The organism is Sinorhizobium garamanticum, from assembly GCF_029892065.1.
Classification (GTDB): domain Bacteria; phylum Pseudomonadota; class Alphaproteobacteria; order Rhizobiales; family Rhizobiaceae; genus Sinorhizobium; species Sinorhizobium garamanticum.
In genome coordinates, this window is sequence record NZ_CP120373.1 from 2724283 (window position 1) to 2738988 (window position 14706).

General features: G+C 62.5%; 16 protein-coding genes. 10 read left to right on the forward strand and 6 right to left on the reverse strand.

Going from position 1 to position 14706, the window contains the following annotated elements; all coding sequences use genetic code 11:
* The first annotated feature begins 86 nt into the window (after window positions 1–86).
* The 3 genes from PZN02_RS12620 (at window position 87) to PZN02_RS12630 (ending at window position 1526) form a co-directional block, all read left to right on the forward strand.
* A complete protein-coding gene (locus PZN02_RS12620; RefSeq protein ID WP_280658327.1) occupies window positions 87–806 on the forward strand; it encodes an AzlC family ABC transporter permease in 720 nt (239 codons plus the stop codon).
* 3 nt (window positions 807–809) lie between these two features.
* Entirely contained in the window at window positions 810–1118 is a 309-nt protein-coding gene (locus tag PZN02_RS12625; protein WP_280658328.1) for an AzlD family protein, read from the forward strand.
* A 168-nt stretch (window positions 1119–1286) separates the two neighbouring features.
* On the forward strand, window positions 1287–1526 hold the full coding sequence (locus PZN02_RS12630; RefSeq protein WP_280658329.1) for a hypothetical protein: 240 nt from the start codon (window positions 1287–1289) through the stop codon (window positions 1524–1526).
* Between the two features lie 493 nt (window positions 1527–2019).
* Here the strand turns inward: PZN02_RS12630 and PZN02_RS12635 are convergent, their stop codons facing one another.
* The 4 genes from PZN02_RS12635 to PZN02_RS12650 form a co-directional block, all read right to left on the reverse strand.
* On the reverse strand, window positions 2020–3855 hold the full coding sequence (locus PZN02_RS12635; RefSeq protein WP_280658330.1) for an aminopeptidase P family protein: 1836 nt from the start codon (window positions 3853–3855) through the stop codon (window positions 2020–2022).
* A 605-nt stretch (window positions 3856–4460) separates the two neighbouring features.
* Window positions 4461–5336 (reverse strand): 50S ribosomal protein L11 methyltransferase, encoded by an 876-nt coding sequence (locus tag PZN02_RS12640; RefSeq protein WP_280658331.1) that lies wholly within the window; start codon window positions 5334–5336, stop codon window positions 4461–4463.
* A 210-nt stretch (window positions 5337–5546) separates the two neighbouring features.
* Window positions 5547–6146, reverse strand: coding sequence for an SCO family protein (locus PZN02_RS12645; protein ID WP_280658332.1), 600 nt, complete (start codon window positions 6144–6146; stop codon window positions 5547–5549).
* A gap of 163 nt (window positions 6147–6309) precedes the next feature.
* Complete coding sequence (locus PZN02_RS12650) at window positions 6310–6468, reverse strand: hypothetical protein (protein WP_280658333.1); 159 nt, start codon at window positions 6466–6468, stop codon at window positions 6310–6312.
* A gap of 246 nt (window positions 6469–6714) precedes the next feature.
* Between PZN02_RS12650 and PZN02_RS12655 the strand changes: the two genes are divergently transcribed.
* The 4 genes from PZN02_RS12655 to PZN02_RS12670 all read left to right on the forward strand — a co-directional run bounded on the left by PZN02_RS12655 (window position 6715) and on the right by PZN02_RS12670 (window position 10539).
* Window positions 6715–8790 (forward strand): methyl-accepting chemotaxis protein, encoded by a 2076-nt coding sequence (locus PZN02_RS12655; RefSeq protein WP_280658334.1) that lies wholly within the window; start codon window positions 6715–6717, stop codon window positions 8788–8790.
* 2 nt (window positions 8791–8792) lie between these two features.
* Window positions 8793–9257, forward strand: coding sequence for a chemotaxis protein CheW (locus tag PZN02_RS12660; RefSeq protein WP_136509137.1), 465 nt, complete (start codon window positions 8793–8795; stop codon window positions 9255–9257).
* A gap of 260 nt (window positions 9258–9517) precedes the next feature.
* A complete protein-coding gene (locus tag PZN02_RS12665; RefSeq protein WP_280661480.1) occupies window positions 9518–9853 on the forward strand; it encodes a hypothetical protein in 336 nt (111 codons plus the stop codon).
* Window positions 9854–10227: 374 nt separating this feature from the next.
* Window positions 10228–10539 (forward strand): hypothetical protein, encoded by a 312-nt coding sequence (locus tag PZN02_RS12670; protein WP_280658335.1) that lies wholly within the window; start codon window positions 10228–10230, stop codon window positions 10537–10539.
* A 64-nt stretch (window positions 10540–10603) separates the two neighbouring features.
* Here the strand turns inward: PZN02_RS12670 and PZN02_RS12675 are convergent, their stop codons facing one another.
* Together PZN02_RS12675 and PZN02_RS12680 are read right to left on the reverse strand one after the other, a co-directional pair.
* On the reverse strand, window positions 10604–11101 hold the full coding sequence (locus PZN02_RS12675; protein ID WP_280658336.1) for a CreA family protein: 498 nt from the start codon (window positions 11099–11101) through the stop codon (window positions 10604–10606).
* A gap of 118 nt (window positions 11102–11219) precedes the next feature.
* The gene (locus tag PZN02_RS12680) at window positions 11220–12467 is read right to left on the reverse strand and encodes a GGDEF domain-containing protein (protein WP_280658337.1); all 1248 of its coding nucleotides are present in this window, start codon (window positions 12465–12467) and stop codon (window positions 11220–11222) included.
* A 169-nt stretch (window positions 12468–12636) separates the two neighbouring features.
* On the opposite strand from PZN02_RS12680, the gene PZN02_RS12685 reads away from it, so the two are divergent.
* The 3 genes from PZN02_RS12685 to PZN02_RS12695 all read left to right on the forward strand — a co-directional run bounded on the left by PZN02_RS12685 (window position 12637) and on the right by PZN02_RS12695 (window position 14560).
* Window positions 12637–13302 carry a phosphoribosyltransferase gene (locus PZN02_RS12685; protein WP_280658338.1) on the forward strand — a complete coding sequence of 222 codons (666 nt, stop codon included), beginning with the start codon at window positions 12637–12639 and terminating at the stop codon, window positions 13300–13302.
* Between the two features lie 84 nt (window positions 13303–13386).
* Window positions 13387–14034 carry a cysteine hydrolase family protein gene (locus PZN02_RS12690; protein ID WP_280658339.1) on the forward strand — a complete coding sequence of 216 codons (648 nt, stop codon included), beginning with the start codon at window positions 13387–13389 and terminating at the stop codon, window positions 14032–14034.
* Between the two features lie 64 nt (window positions 14035–14098).
* Window positions 14099–14560: a GNAT family N-acetyltransferase gene (locus tag PZN02_RS12695; RefSeq protein WP_280658340.1), complete on the forward strand. Its 462-nt coding sequence runs from the start codon at window positions 14099–14101 to the stop codon at window positions 14558–14560.
* Window positions 14561–14706: the final 146 nt, after the last annotated feature.

A 14706-nucleotide genomic window follows, 5' to 3' on the forward strand; every position in this document is an offset into this window, starting at 1 on the left:
GCAATTGAATTGTCGGGGCGTGTGGCAGCGCCTATCTGTCCCATGCCGGTTCGCGGACATGCCTCCGGTTTCGGCGGAGGATGATCATGAACAGAGACGATTTCCGGGCGGGCCTGCGCGGCGGCTTTCCCGTCATGCTTTCCGCGTCGCCTTTCGGTGCGCTCTTCGGGGCGCTTGCGGTCGACAACGGCTTTTCGGTTGCCGATGCCGTGTTCATGAGCGCAACCGTATACGCGGGCGCCAGCCAGATGGTCGGCATCGAGCTCTTCGGCAACAATGTCCAGCCGTGGCTGGTCGTGCTTTCGGTCTTCGCGGTCAACTTCCGCCACGTGCTCTATTCGGCCTCGATCGCAAAGCACATCCGCCACTTCACGCTCATCCAGAAGCTCTTGGCTTTCTTCCTGCTGGTCGATCCGCAATATGCGGAGACGGAGCAGCGTGGCGAGCGCGGCCTGCCGGTGACCTTTTCCTGGTATCTCGGCTTCGGTCTCGTGATCTATTTCCCCTGGATCCTCAACACGCTGATCGGTGCACTGTTCGGCCAGTTGATCGGCGATCCGAAGGCGATCGGCCTCGATGTGCTGCTGCCGATCTATTTCCTCGGGCTCGTGCTCGGTTTCCGCAAGCGCGATCGCTTCCTGCCCGTGGTCGCCACCAGCGCCGTCGCCTCCGTTGCCGCCATGCACTTCGTCGGCTCGCCGTGGCACGTCAGCATCGGCGCGCTTGCCGGCATCCTGCTCGCGGCCGTCCTGCCGCCGGAGCATCGTTTGCGGCAAGGGCCGGCGCCCGTGGAAAAGGAGGCCTGAGCCGTGGATGCACAGCACCTCAACCTCATCTACCTGATCGTCGCCGCCGCACTCGCAACTTTCGCGACCCGGTTCGGTGGCTATGTGCTGATCACCCAATTGAAGCGCATTCCGCCGCGGCTCGAGGCGGCGCTGAATGCCGTCCCGGCGGCGGTCCTGACGACCCTGGTTGCGCCGGCCTTTGTCTATGGCGGCTTTGACGTTGCGGCAGCGATGCTCGTCGCCTTCGCGATCGGACTGCGCTTCGCAACGCTCCGGATGCTGCTTGTCGGCTGGGTCGCTGTGATGGTGATCCGGCACGTGATTCTGTAGATCTCTCATCCTGTCAGCTACGGCATGTTTCCTTTGCGCGTCTGATAAGACGCGTTGCGCTGTAGGGGCAGCCGGGTCACCCGCCATTGGCGCTGGACCGATACTGGATTATCATCCTTTGGTTGCCGGAGAGGCACCCCCGCCCTCCGGCTTTGGAGGAGTGACCCCATGATTATCAGGATTTCGATTGCCCTTTTGCTGGCGCTCGCACCTGTGACTGCCTTTGCCAATAAGTGCCCCACCATTATGGCGGCGATCGACGCGGCCCTGCCGAACGCCTCCCTTTCCGAAGCCGACATGGCCAAAGTCAAACAGTTGCGCCAGCAGGGCGAACAGTTGCACCAGTCCGGCGATCACGCAGGCTCGGAGGCAGCGCTCGGCGAGGCGAAGAAAATGCTGGGGATCTGAATGGAAGAGCCAGGTTCGCCCGGCCTTTCGGTTCCACGTCCGGAACATAATCCGCCGAATGTCCGTGCTCCGCGAGCCGGAATCTGGGGCGCGGCCGCCCAAGGAATGTGACGCGCCAAGCCGCCACGCGGCGCCTTTCAGCCCTGGCGAAATGACGATTTTCAAACCAAGCGTGTAATCCCGTAAAATTTCCGGGTTACGCCGGAGTGGCGCGGGAAATATAACAGTGTCGTTGGTAGAGACATCGTACCTCCCAACCGAGGCCCGGCCGCCCCCTGTAGCCCCCAACCTACGCCGCCGGGCCTCCCCACGCCCTTCATTGTCACGGAAATCCGGTGCGCGAAAGGACGCTCCAGTTTCGGGCTGACTGTTAGATCGTTTCACTGCGTCAATGAACTCGCGAAGCGATCTAACTCTTTGAAATGACGCTCCTGCAGCATTTCAAAGTGCTACAGCGTCCCTTGCGCGTCTGATAAGACGCGGCGCTGTAGTTCTAGCACGCGACCGCTTCCGTGGCGGCCTCCAGCCAGCGGCGCGTTTCGTCGCTGGCGATGAGCGGCATGAGCTTGTCGCGCGTTTCCGCGTGATAGGCGTTCAGCCAGGCAAGCTCTTCGTCGGTCAACAGCGAAGGGAGCACGAGGCGCCGGTCGATCGGGCAGTAGGTTAGCGTGTCGAAGCCGAGCATCGGCAGGTCGCCGCCTTCGATCTCCGAGGCTTCCCGGACGACGACGAGATTTTCGATACGGATGCCGAAGGCGCCCGGACGATAGTAGCCGGGCTCGTTGGAAAGGATCATGCCCGGCAGCAGTTCCTGGGTCGAAAGCCGGGCGATGCGCTGCGGTCCCTCATGCACGGAAAGATAGGAGCCGACGCCGTGGCCGGTGCCGTGGGCATAGTCGGCGCCCGCCTTCCAGAGTGCGATGCGGGCAAGAGGATCGAGATCGACGCCACGCGAACCTTTGGGAAAGCGCGCCGTGCTGATCGCTATCATGCCTTTCAGCACCAGCGTGAAGAAGCGCTTCTGCTCTTCCGGAACGGCACCGATCGCGACCGTTCGGGTGATGTCGGTCGTGCCGTTGATGTATTGTGCACCGGAATCTATGAGGAACACGGTGCCGGGCTCGATCGTCCGGTCGGTATCCGTCGTCACGCGGTAATGCATGATCGCCGCGTGCGAGCCGGCGCCTGCAATCGTGTCGAAAGAAATGTCCTTCAGCGGATTCTGCATGCGCTCGCCGAGGGTCGCGCGCACGGCCTCGAGCCTTTCGGTTGCGGCGATCTCGGTCACGCTGCCAGGCGCGGTCTGATCGAGCCAGGCGAGGAACTCGACCATGGCGGCGCCGTCCTGCAGGTGCGCGCGGGCCGATCCCTGGATCTCGGCGGCGTTCTTGCGGGCGCGGGGGAGGCGGGCCGGATCGACTGCGCCGACGACCGAGCCACCCTTCGCGCGGATCAGTTCACCGATGGCGAAGGGCGCGAGGTCTGGGTCGATCATGATTGCCGCGCCGGTCGCCGCGAGCGCCGCCAGCCGGTCCTCGAAACTTGCCGGTGCGGTGATCTCGGCAAGCTGGGTCAGATAGGCTTCCTGTTCGATGCCGGTCTTGCGCTTGTCGAGGAAGATCTCGGCGCGGCCGTCCGCATGGATGATCGCGCGGGCGAGCGGATGCGGCGTGTGCGGCACGTCATTGCCGCGAATGTTGAACGTCCATGCAACGGAGGAGGGGTCGGTGAGGACGACGGCGCCCGCCTTTGCCTTTTCGAGGCCGGCGGCAATCGCGGCAATCTTGTCCTTCGCCAATTGGCCGGCGTGCTCGATCGGCTGGATCGTCACTCGGCCCAGGGGAGCGGCGGGCCGGCCGGTCCAGATTTTGTCGAGCGGGTTGTGATCGAGGAAAATGAGCGTGCCGTCGACCGCCGCGAGCGCCTTCTGCAGCTTGAGGACCTCGGCGCCGGTATGAAGCCAGGGGTCGATGCCAAGGCGGAAACCCTTCGGAGCATGGCCCTCCAGCCAGACATGCGGCGGCTCGCCGATAAGGTCGCCGCCCGTGAAGACGCTGCCATCGACCTGCTCCTTGAGTTGGGTCACGTAGCGTCCATCGACGAAGACGATCGCTTCACGCTGGGTGATAAGCGCGACGCCGGCGGAGCCGGTGAAGCCCGTCAGCCAGGAAAGGCGCTCGGACGAAGCCGGCACATACTCGCCCTGGAATTCGTCGGCGCGCGGCACGAGGAAGCCGTCAATGCCAAGGGCCGAGAAAGCGGCGCGCAGAGCGGCGGTGCGCTCCTTGCCAAACTGAGGCGTGGAGGTGACTTCGAAGGACTGAAACATGGAATATTTCCGGCAATTTGGCGGAGAACCGCGACTGGGATGATCGTCATGTTAGCGGAAAGGCCGCTGCCGAGGAAAGAGGCGATATCCGGCCGTGAACAGGCGGAGAGAGGGTGTCTGTCATGCAGGGCATTTGCCCAATCCGCGGACATATGCGTCACATGCATGGCACCCATGCTGCAACGCATCTATCTCTATCGGAATAATGGTTTATAAGCGCGCTCAACGAACACGGACGAACATCCGGTGGTTCAAAAAGCTGCGGTTCTGAGAATAGTTGGTCATTCTGTTCTCCTCCTCCCTCAAGGGTGGCCAATTTCAGAACGGTAGACGCCCGCTTGAGCGCTCCTCCTCAGGCTCGCGGGCACGGGCGATGCCTCTGGCATCGCCTTTGTTTCGAAAAGGCCGCCCGTCATGATGGACTGGGCGGCCTTTTCTGTTTCTGCTTAGCTTGGCAGTGTGTTCTCTCGATCGGGCGTAGGAAGCTAGCGGAAGCAGTCCGTCCCGCGAACCCCCGAGAATTCAATGTATCGCTTGGTGTGGCCCACGCCCCACGCCAAGCTTGATGCCCGGCCGCAAGCAAGTGGCATCCGCCCGCCGAGCGCCTATTTCTGGAGGTGGATCGTGACCCAGCCGTTGCGCCAGATGGTGCGCACATGTTTTAGGCGCTGGCCGTTATAGGCGGCGAGCACCTTCCAGCGCTGTTCGGCGAGGATGCCGGAGAGAATGACCGAGCCACCGGGGGCGAGATTGGCGACAAGCTGCGGCGCCATCTTCATCAGCGGCCGCGCCAGGATGTTGGCGATGACCAGATCGAAGGGGCCATTGGCGCTGAAGGCCGTCGAGTGGAATCCGGGAGCGGTGGCAAAGGTCATGCCGTTGACGACGCCGTTGCGGCGGGCGTTTTCGCTGGCGACGCGGGTGGCGATCGGATCGATGTCGGTGGCGAGCACCGGCACATGCAAGAGTTTCCAGGCGGCAATCGCAAGAACGCCGCTTCCCGTTCCGAGGTCGAGGACGTTGCGGACCGGTCGTGTGTGCGCGACGGAGGCGAGCACCTCGAGGCACCCGGCCGTCGTGCCGTGATGGCCCGTGCCGAAGGCCTGGCCGGCATCGATCTCGATCGCGATCTCGCCGGTCCTGACCTTGTCGCGGTCATGTGAGCCGTGGACGACGAAGCGTCCGGCGCGCACGGGGGCGAGCCCTTCCAGCGATTTGGCGATCCAGTCGATATCGGGCAGCACTTCCCGTTCAATCGGCAGATGGGAGAAATCCGCAGCGAGCCCCTCGGCAAGCCGCACCCTGACGCTCTCCTCCTCGTCCGCCATCATGTAGACCGAGGCTTCCCAGACGTCGCGCTTCTCGTCGATCTCCATCGTCGCGATGGCATAGTCCTCGTCCTCAAAGATCGTGCTCATGACATCGAGCACGGCCCCGACCTGTTTCTCGGTGCTGGTGACGAAAAGTCGTATCTCGCTCAACGGTCTGTCCTTCGGCTGCAATCGGCCTCGCGGCTATCATGAATGGGGCGGAAACGCAAAGCGCCGGCCACTGCATGTTTCCTTAAGTCGTAGCCGACGTAAGGGTAAAAACATGCAGCAATTCAAAGTGCCACAGCGTCCTTTGCGCGTCTTATCAGACGCGCGGCGCTGTAGGCCGGCGCTTCCAAGAATGCCAGATGAACTGTTAGCTCAGCCCTTGGTCAGGTTATCGAGCTTCTGGATGGCGGTATCCGGGTTCTCGCCGTAGGCGATCGTGCCGCTGAAGTGCCCATTCGCATCGAGCAAGAACACCGAGGCTGTGTGGTCCATGGTGTAGTCGCCGTCCGGCTTCTTTTCGTCGAGCGGCACCTTCTTGTAGTAGACACGGTAGCCCTTGACCATTTCCAGCACCTTGTCCGGCGGTCCGGAAATGCCGGTGACGCGCTTGGAGACGTTGGAGACGTACTGGCCGAGAACCTCCGGGGTGTCGCGCTCCGGATCGACGGTGATGAAATAGGCCTGCAGCTTGCTGCCGTCGGGATCGACCTTTTCAAGCCAGCCGTTCATCTCGAATAGCGTGGTCGGGCAGACTTCCGGGCAATGGGTGAAGCCGAAGAAAAGGGCGGTCGGCTTGCCTGTGAACGCCTGTTCAGTGATCGGCTTGCCGTCCTGTGCGACAAGCGTGAACGGCACGCCGAAGGGGCCGGAGGATGCCTGCTGCCTCGATTGCGTCATGTCGTAGGTGAGCCAGCCGAGGATCGCCACCATGACGAGGATGGCTGCCCAAAGGACGATGCGTATGGTTTTCATCTTGCTACCAGTTTGCTGAGCCTTCGTAAGGGCCGTCAGTGAACGTGGCGTTGTGATACCGCGTCACCACCAGCGGCGCAAAGGGAGAATTGCCGCAGGCGGTTCATGCGGCATGCATGCCAAACCGCTTCGCTCTACTCTAACGACACGGCGCTGTAGGGCGTCAGAAGCACCAGGAAATGCCGGCTTGGGCCAGCGACAGGAAGATGTCGGCGCCGTGGGCGATCCAGCCCTGGAAGGCCAAGAGTGCGACGAGTGCGAACGCGCCCGCAAGGACTGCGAGGACAAGGGGCGAGAGCGACTTCTTCGTGTCGGTGTGCATGGGAGGATCATAGCACTCGATGGCGACAAGGAAAGAGGCGCGGACAAACCGTTCATCCGCAGAGCTGGTAGCCATATTTTAGCAAATGTTTAAGGTCTGTTTGCCAGTGTCGCCGAACGCGGAGAAGTGCATCACTTCGACATGACATGAGGTCATCCGGTTTTGATCGAGCCCGGCCTTCCGCATCGATCGCAACGGAGGACTTCGCCTGCCGCAGGCGGGTCCATTGCCATGGACTGTCAATCAATGAATACCTCTTCATCCGTCGGACGCACCCTCTCGGTCAGCCAACGACTGGCGACGCTTGCAGCCGCCGCCTTCCTCGGCTTCGGCTCGGTGCTCGCCGTCGGTTTGTACGAGGAGCGGCGCGCGGGAGAGACGCTTGAAAAGGCGATTACTGCTCAGCGCGGCATGAGGACGGTCGAGGAAATGCGGCTTGCCGGTCTTGAGCTGGTGCTGGCGGCGATGGACACGATCGTCGATCGCGACGCGCGCAAGATCCTGCCCGAACGCGTTGCCCAAATCAAAGCTTCGCTGGCGGCGCTCGACAGCAGGAAAGCCGATGTCCAGGCGCTGGCGAGTCTCCTCGGCAAGCCGGAAGTCCTTTCCAACTTCGATGCGGATCTTGCCGAACTGCGCAAGGCGGTCGAGGTGGACCTGAAGGCGCTGGTGGAGGCTGGAGCGCAAGCGGAGGAATTCGCCCGCATCGACGATGCGATCGACGGTGGCGGGGAGCGTCTCGGCATCGCACTCGCGCAGTTGAGCGAAGCGGCCGCTGGCCTTGCGTCCGCGCGCATCGCCGAGACGCAAGCCGCATCGACGAACGCATTCATCCTGCAGGCGGCGGCCGGCCTCGCGGCGATGGCGACCTTGCTGGCGTTGATCTGGTTCCACGGCAATGTATTGCGCCGGGGTATCCTCGGCTTGCGCGACGGCATGCAGCGGATTCATTCGGGTGACCTGAACGCCAGCGTGGCTGGACTCGGGCGCGGTGACGAGATCGGCGAGATGGCTCGGTCCGTGGAACTCTTCCGGGCATCGGCGATCGAAAAACGCTCGCTGGAGCAGAACGCGATGGCGAGCCGCAAGGAAATCGAGGAGGAGCGTCGGCGTCAGGAGGCCGAGCGCGACCAAGCTGTCACCCGCATCAAGACCGCGGTCGATGCGCTTGGGCGGGCGCTCAACCAGCTTGCCGAGGGCAATCTTGCGGTCGCGATCCGCGAACCTTTCGCAGATGATCTCGATACGCTGCGCCGCGATTTCAACAACACCGTCGAGCGGTTGAGTCACGTTCTTTCGAGCGTCAAGGAGAACGCCGTTTCGATCGAAGCGAACGGCCGGCAGATGCGCAGCGCCGCTGACGATCTGGCCCGCCGGACGGAACGGCAGGCGGCGTCGCTCGAGCAGACCTCAGCCGCTCTGGAGGAAATCACCGTTACGGTGAAGACGGCGACCGAGCGCGCCGAAGAAGCAAGCCGCATGGTCGACGAGACGCGCACCAACGCGGAAGAGTCCGGGCGCATCGTCGGCAAAGCGATCTCAGCGATGGCGCGCATCGAGGGCGCCTCCAACGAAATCGGCAAGATTATCAACGTCATCGACGAAATCGCCTTCCAGACGAACCTTCTTGCGCTCAATGCGGGTGTCGAGGCGGCGCGGGCAGGCGAGGCCGGCAAGGGCTTTGCCGTCGTTGCCCAAGAGGTTCGCGAACTGGCCCAGCGGGCGGCTGGCGCGGCGAAGGACATCAAGGCGCTTGTCACACGATCCGGCAATGAGGTCGGCACGGGCGTGAAGCTGGTGCAGGCGACCGGCGAGGCGCTGGGCCGCATCGGCGCCGACGTCGCACGCATCAACGAACATATGAGCTCGATCGTGATGGCGGCGCGCGAGCAATCGACCGGGCTTAACGAAATCAGCACCGCCGTCGGCCAGCTCGATCAGATGACGCAGCAGAACGCTGCGATGGTCGAGCAGACCAACACTTCGAGCCACACGCTCGCGCAGGACGCCGAGAAGCTCAGCGAACTCGTCGGCCAATTCCGCCACGGGCAGGTGAGCGAGGCAGCGTTCCGGAAGGCAGCGCCGGCTCCGGCGCAAACCTCCGTCAGGGCCGGCGCCCCGGCCAACGCCCCCGTCCGGGCCAGCACCGCTGCCCCCGCAAGGCCGGTGTCGCCGCGCAAACCGGCGGCCGCGCAGGCATCCACTCGTGCAGCTCCATCTCCCGCCAAGGCCCTGATGGGCAAGCTGGCGGGCGCTTTCGGCAACAAGCCGGGCTCCGTACCTTCCGTTACGGCCTCCGGCGACAATTGGGAAGAATTCTGATCATGAGCAACGCTATCAAACAGTCCGGCGCCTATCTCGAAATCGTCTCCTTCCATCTCGGGGACCAGGAGTTCTGCATCGACATCATGGCGATCCGCGAAATTCGCGGCTGGGCGCCGGTGACGCCGATGCCCCATACGCCGCCTTATGTGCTTGGCCTCATCAACCTGCGCGGCGCCGTGATCCCGGTGATCGACATGGCTTGCCGCCTCGGCATGAAGATGACCGAGCCATCCGAACGCTCGGCAATCATCGTCACCGATATCAACGGCAAGCTTGTCGGCCTCCTAGTCGAGCAGGTCTCCGACATGATGACGATCCGCAGCGAGGACCTACAGCCCGCGCCGGAGATCATTCCGGAGGCACAGCGCGCCTTCTGCCGCGGGATCGTGGCGCTTGAAAAGACGATGGTCTGCTTCCTCAATCTCGATACCGTCATCGCCGACGAGCTGGCGCAGGCGGCATAGCCCAAATGCAGGCACTGATCTTCTGAGCAAAGGGCCCGCTTCGGCGGGCCTTTTCGCATGACGACGATCCAGATTGGCCGCGGTTTCCGCCGGGCGCTTCAAAGTTCGATGGTCAAAAGGTGCCTGATAGTCAGTCGCTTTCCAGGAACACGAGCGCGGCGGAGGCGTTATACGAAAACAGCATGGTTACGACCCCTATGCTGGAAAACCACGGCATCCCTCGGGAGGCGGGATGCTGCTACGGATACAGGAGCAATGCCATGAGAGTTTCCATGAGAACGTCTTTCGCCGCATTCATCCTCTCATCTGCCCTTGCGGGAGCTGCGGGTTCGGCCCTTGCCGACAGCTACTATCAGGGCATCGATCCGCACAATCCTCCCGGGACTCAGAACAGAGGAACGATGTTAGTACCCATGCAAGGAGGCCCCAACTACGTCGATGAAATGCCCACGGGTAGCATCTACGTCGATCCCATGGCGACAGGTAGCGTCAGTGGAGCCCCCGCTCGCGTGCGTGAGCAGTATCGGAACGAATACCACGGTGGCGGTGAAGGCGACTACTACCAGGGTATCTTGCCCCCGGCACCGGTTCCCTGAGTAACAGCATAGTCTGGATCTTACCGACATACTTCCAGCACCGGACGACGCGTGATCGGCGTTTTTTCGTCCTCGCGTTATGAATGCGTGGCCTCGCTGAGGCGAGCGCCACGTCACCGGTGCGTGCTATTGGCGATTACAGATCTCCATCGCCGCTACGCGGGGAGTGGTTTGTTCTCGACGGTCACGTGCTACGTGCGACAGGGCCGGCGAAAGGGGCGTCAAGTTACAGTTACTTAATGTTCCATCACGGTTGCATGAGTCATTCGTGACAAAACGTCACCGCTTGCAAGGAACAACTGCTCTCAAAAGGTGTTATGCTTTTTCAGCATCCGTTGGAGGCAGGATGCTGAATGAACATAGGAGCTAATGTCATGAAAGTTTCGCTGAAAACATCAGTTGTTGCATTTGCCCTGTCCTCCGTACTCGGCGCCGCGGCGCCTGCCCTTGCGGACTCCTATTATCCGGGCATCGACCCGAATAATCCTCCGGGCACGCAGAACCAGGTACGAGCCGCGGCCGTGCCGCAGAGCCAGGGCGCGCCGGCTACGGTTGACGAGATGCCGACAGGCAGCATCGACCGCAACGGTCAGGTCATCTATCCGAGTGGCGGATCCTCCCTGCAACAACGCTATCAGACCGGGGAAGGTGACTATTATCGCGGTATCGTTCCCCCGACACCCTGACATTCGGGTGGCGTAAACAATTCTCAAGGCGGGACGGGACAACCCGCCTTGAGTTCTGAGAGCGCTATTGTGGGCGCCCTTTCTCCCAGCTAACCGTCTGGCCAAAAAGTGGCACGGTGGTGATCGACATTTTGGCCGATCCATCCGTCAGCTGTCGCGAATGCGCGAGGTAAATCAGCGTGTCGTTGGCTTTGTCGTAGATCCGGGTCACCAGAAGATCTTTCCAGATCAGCGACAGGCCGGAGCGGAAAACCTCTTCCCCTTCCTTCGACAGATCGATGTCGCCGATGGTGATCGGTCCGGTTTGCCTGCAGGCGATCGAATTGTTGGAGGGGTCCTCGAACCAGTTGCCGTTCTTCAGGCGATCGATCACGCTGCGATCGAAATAGGTCACGTGGCAGGTGACACCATTGATCTTGGGATCGCGGACGGCGTCGATCTTGATGTCGTTGCCGAGCCAGTCGACGCCGACTTCGCCGACCGTTTCGGCGCGCGCGGGGAGGGACGCTGCAGCACAGGCGGCAAGCCCGGCAAGGAGCAGGATGCGGATGGGGCGGAACATGAATATTCTCCGATGGATTGCAGCGTTGAGATAGGTGGCGGACGCGGCAATGCAAGGCGAGGCGCCGGCCCGTGGTTGCTTTGCCAGGGCACGCAGCGCTGCGTTGACAGTTCGAATGTCAAGACCGATATCGGCGCGTCGCCTGACGCGGAGCCGCCTTTTCCGGCTCCGGACTATCGGACTGGCGCAACTGCGCCGCTGCCGCCGCAAGCGCACGGGCGCTGGCGTCGACCTGGCGTTGTCTTGCGATCGTGCAGCGATCGCGACCGTCCGCCTTGGAATCGTAAAGCGCCAGATCGGCGCGGATCATCACCTCGGTTATCGTGTCGCCAGGCGCTGCGGTCGCGATGCCGATGCTGACGGTCAGCCGGATGCGTTGATGGACGCGGGTGACCGGCGTTTCACGCACGGTCCGGCAGATTGCCTCGGCGAGCGCGGTCGCCTGCTCCTCGGTGTGATCAGGCAGGATCAGGCCGAATTCCTCGCCGCCGATCCGGCCAAAGGCACCGCGGCCGTCGAGGAAAGCGGACACGGTCTCGGCGAAATGCTTGAGCGCAATGTCGCCGCAGGCGTGGCCGTAATGGTCATTGATCTGCTTGAAATAATCGAGGTCGAGGAGCAGGAAGGCAAGCGGCCGGTGCCGCGCGAGGCAGTCCGCGAAAATCCGTTCTCCCGCCTCGATCAGCGCCCCGCGCGACAGGGCACCGGTCAATCCGTCGCGGGCGATGGTCGTCCTTAGGCCAGCGATGATGCGGCTCTGGACGGTTAGGATGACGGCGACGAAGAGGAGTGGCAGAAAAGCTACCTGCATTGCGGCAACCGCGAACTCGAAGGCAGCAGATGCGGAAAGCCCCGCCGTTTGATGCATGGGGCTCAGCGTATAGACGAGCGCGGCGCAGCCGACTGTTGCCGAAATGACAATAGCCATGTGGCACGCACGCCGTGCCTCGGGCCAGCGATCGAGCACGGCGAGGCCGGCGACGAGAAGTAGGGCAGAGGCAAGACCGACCGCAATCAGCAGCCGGGCGCCGGGGCTGCCGTCACCGTTCAGCGAGGCGACCAGGCCAACGATGCCCGCGGCGAGCGCCAGCGCCGGCAACAGGAAAGCGGGAGCGGATAGCGCGAGGAGACCGCGAAACCCCAGAAGAATGAAGAGGTATGCGGACATCAGCGCGGCGTAGCCGAGCACCACGGGAAAAAAGGCCGAGACCATATCCGCAACCATCATCGAGGCGATTGCGACCGCCGAAAGCGCACAGCCGAGGCAAAAAAACTGCATGCCGGCCGCCGCCGTCCTCCGCAGCGACACAAGGATCGGCAGCACCATCAAAAGTGCAAAGAACGATATGGCAGGGAGAAAGCTCATTTCGAAACGGCCTGGCGTGCTAAAATAGAAAGGCGGCTTGCGTTCCAGCCAATATGCGACGTCAATTGGTACCTGTGGCGCATTAACGAAAGCCGGCAATTTTTGATGCAATTTTAGCGATTGGTCGGCCGCCATGCGGTACGCTGGGAGGTCAACGGGAGCGGATGCGATGCCCGGGGAAAGAATACCGTTTACGGACAGGGTCGATGCGGGCCGAAAGCTCGCTCGTGCGATCGAGCGCGAGGATTTCGCCGATCCCGTGGTGATGGCGCTGCCGCGCGGCGGCGTGCCCGTGGCGTTCGAGGTCGCGGCGCATCTCGGCGCGCCGCTCGAACTCCTGATCGTCCGCAAGATCGGTGCGCCAGGGCAGGCCGAATTCGGCCTCGGCGCACTCGTCGACGGCGAGGTGCCGCAGCTTGTGTTGAACGACGAAGCGATGCGTCTCGTGCATCCGCCAGAGGCCTATGTGGAGGCGGAGACCGAACGCCAGCGGCTCGAACTTACGCGGCGCCGGGCGCTTTACGTCGGCGACCGACCGCGCGTTTCGCCGAAGGGGCGCAATGTCATTGTCGTCGATGACGGCATTGCCACTGGCGGCACCGCCAAAGCGGCGATCCAGGCGCTGCGCAAGGAAGGCGCTGCCGCCCTGATGCTCGCCGTTCCGGTCGCACCGCCGAGCGCCGTTACCAGCCTGCGCCGGGAGGTCGATCGGTTCGTTTGCCTCGCGAGTCCCAGCCCGTTCCATGCGGTCAGCATCTATTACGACAATTTCGAGCAGACAACGGACGCGGAGGTGGTCGCACTCCTGAAGCAGGCGAGGGAAGATGGCCGGTGAGCTTCCAAGCCACTGTCCGCTGCCGTCGGGTATTGAATTTTCGAACACCCGCCTCATGTCTTTGACAAACATGAGGAGAGGGTGATGATCGCTGCACTTAGAATTGGGAGAACATTACGGGATTTTTGCCGCCCGGACCGGATGGCGCTCGTCGTCTATGACATGCAGGCCGGCATAGTACCGCAGGTCAAGGACGGCCCGGAGATCACGGCCAAGGTCCTGAAGGTCGTCGAAGCCGCCCGGGAAGGCGGCTTTCCGGTCATTTTCCTGCGGCACATGTCGATGCCGCGCGACTTGATGGGCGCGTTCCAGCTTCGCCAGGCGATGGCCTGGCAGCGCACCGACGATCCGGACGCGGTCAAGCCATGGTTCCTGCGTGGCACGCCTGGCTTCGAAATCGTTCCCGAGCTTGCGCCTCGGGAAAACGAAGCCATTCTCGACAAGATCACCTTCTCGGCCTTCGAGGGCACGCCGCTCTCGATCATCCTGCGCGACCTCGGTCTGACCTCCTTTGCGATCTGCGGCATCGCCACCGAGATCGGTATCGATCCGACCGTGCGCCACGGTGCAGATCTCGGCTTCGTTCCGGTCGTCATCCGCGACGCCTGCGGAGCGGGGCATCAGGAGGCGGCCGAACGATCCTTCGACAACATCGCTTATATGGGTGACGCGATCGTCAGCGATGTCGAGGGGATTGTCGGGGCGATGAGCGGGCGCGCCACTGCCGGATAGACCGGATCGATGCCAGGGTTTATTCTCCCGCGCTCTGCAAGGTCTTTACTGGTGGGCTCTAAAAATGACCGAAGACCTCTCGATCCGCCCCGTCGTGCGCAATGACTACGACCGATGGCTGCCGCTCTGGGAAGGCTATAATGCCTTCTATGGCCGCTCGGGCGAGGCCGCGCTTACGCCGGACATCACGCTCATGACCTGGTCACGCTTCTTCGACGCCTATGAGCCGATGTATGCGCTGGTTGCCGAAAGCAAGGGCCGGCTGATCGGGCTCACGCATTACGTCTTCCATCGCAGCACCATCTCGATCCAGCCGAATTGCTATCTCCAGGATCTTTTCATCAACGATGCCGCGCGCGGCAACGGCGTCGGCCAGGCGCTGATCAACGGCGTCTTCGAAGCGGCCCGACGGGCAGGATCATCGCGCGTCTATTGGCTGACGCACGAAAGCAACATCAAGGCGATGCGGCTCTACGACAAGGTGGCGCAGAAGTCGGGTTTCGTGATGTACAAGATGATGATTTGAGCGCCGGCCTGTTCTTCCCGCCCGCGAGCCTGCTTCAACTTGCATCAAGAGTCTCCCGCGCCGCCGACGCGGCGCGACTGGATTCCTCTGACAAGCACAGGAATGAGGAATTTTATTGCGGTGGCTGAGCGAAGGATGTGGCGGCC

Excerpts from the sequence above, each read along its gene's own strand:
- PZN02_RS12620 (WP_280658327.1), top strand. The coding sequence starts at position 87 with ATGAACAGAGACGATTTCCGGGCGGGCCTGCGCGGCGGCTTTCCCGTC.
- PZN02_RS12630 (WP_280658329.1), top strand. The coding sequence starts at position 1,287 with ATGATTATCAGGATTTCGATTGCCCTTTTGCTGGCGCTCGCACCTGTG.
- PZN02_RS12635 (WP_280658330.1), bottom strand. The coding sequence starts at position 3,855 with ATGTTTCAGTCCTTCGAAGTCACCTCCACGCCTCAGTTTGGCAAGGAG.
- PZN02_RS12645 (WP_280658332.1), bottom strand. The coding sequence starts at position 6,146 with ATGAAAACCATACGCATCGTCCTTTGGGCAGCCATCCTCGTCATGGTG.
- PZN02_RS12650 (WP_280658333.1), bottom strand. The coding sequence starts at position 6,468 with ATGCACACCGACACGAAGAAGTCGCTCTCGCCCCTTGTCCTCGCAGTC.
- PZN02_RS12655 (WP_280658334.1), top strand. The coding sequence starts at position 6,715 with ATGAATACCTCTTCATCCGTCGGACGCACCCTCTCGGTCAGCCAACGA.
- PZN02_RS12660 (WP_136509137.1), top strand. The coding sequence starts at position 8,793 with ATGAGCAACGCTATCAAACAGTCCGGCGCCTATCTCGAAATCGTCTCC.
- PZN02_RS12665 (WP_280661480.1), top strand. The coding sequence starts at position 9,518 with ATGAGAGTTTCCATGAGAACGTCTTTCGCCGCATTCATCCTCTCATCT.
- PZN02_RS12670 (WP_280658335.1), top strand. The coding sequence starts at position 10,228 with ATGAAAGTTTCGCTGAAAACATCAGTTGTTGCATTTGCCCTGTCCTCC.
- PZN02_RS12675 (WP_280658336.1), bottom strand. The coding sequence starts at position 11,101 with ATGTTCCGCCCCATCCGCATCCTGCTCCTTGCCGGGCTTGCCGCCTGT.
- PZN02_RS12680 (WP_280658337.1), bottom strand. The coding sequence starts at position 12,467 with ATGAGCTTTCTCCCTGCCATATCGTTCTTTGCACTTTTGATGGTGCTG.
- PZN02_RS12685 (WP_280658338.1), top strand. The coding sequence starts at position 12,637 with ATGCCCGGGGAAAGAATACCGTTTACGGACAGGGTCGATGCGGGCCGA.
- PZN02_RS12690 (WP_280658339.1), top strand. The coding sequence starts at position 13,387 with ATGATCGCTGCACTTAGAATTGGGAGAACATTACGGGATTTTTGCCGC.
- PZN02_RS12695 (WP_280658340.1), top strand. The coding sequence starts at position 14,099 with ATGACCGAAGACCTCTCGATCCGCCCCGTCGTGCGCAATGACTACGAC.